Consider the following 636-nt stretch of genomic DNA (forward strand, 5'->3'; position numbering starts at 1 on the left):
GCCCCGACGAGGTGGCCGTACGCCGGCAGATCGTGCTGCGCCACATGACCTTCCCCGACGCCCGGGCCTTCGGCGCCACCGTCCGGGGACGCCTGGTCGGCTTCGTCTACGGCATGCCGAACGACCGCACCCACTGGTGGTCCACCGTCGTCGAGCCCTATCTGCGCGCCCGCGGCCACGACGACTGGCTCGACGACTCCTTCGTCATCACCGAGCTGCACGTCCACCCCCGGCACCAGAAGCACGGCATCGGCCGCGCCCTGATCACCACGATCACCGACGGCGCCGAGCAGCCCCGGTCGATCCTGTCCGCGCTGGACATCGACAGCCCCGCCCGCCATCTGTACCGCTCGCTGGGCTACCGGGACCTCGCCCGGCAGGTCCGCTTCCCGAGCGCGCCCACCCCGTACGCCGTCATGGGCGCCCCGCTGCCGCTGCCGCGCCCCTAACCGATTTCCGCCGTCCCGTCCCGCCCGGCTAACCTCGCCTTCATCACCTAGACGCAGCAGGAGTACGAGAACCATGGCGAACGCACCGGTCCAGCGCATGTCCCAGTTGATGGCGAAGACGCTGCGCGACGACCCGGCCGACGCCGAGGTCCTCAGCCACAAGCTGCTGGTCCGCGCGGGCTACGTG

The 636-nt window shown here is 71.2% G+C and carries 1 protein-coding gene; it reads left to right on the forward strand.

Going from position 1 to position 636, the window contains the following annotated elements:
* On the forward strand, positions 1-449 hold a 449-nt coding region (locus LPA54_RS34840; protein WP_228984621.1), incomplete at its 5' end, for a GNAT family N-acetyltransferase.
* Positions 450-636 lie beyond the last annotated feature (187 nt).

It is taken from the genome of Streptomyces sp. DH12, from assembly GCF_020873895.1.
In the GTDB taxonomy this organism is placed as follows: Bacteria; Actinomycetota; Actinomycetes; order Streptomycetales; family Streptomycetaceae; genus Streptomyces.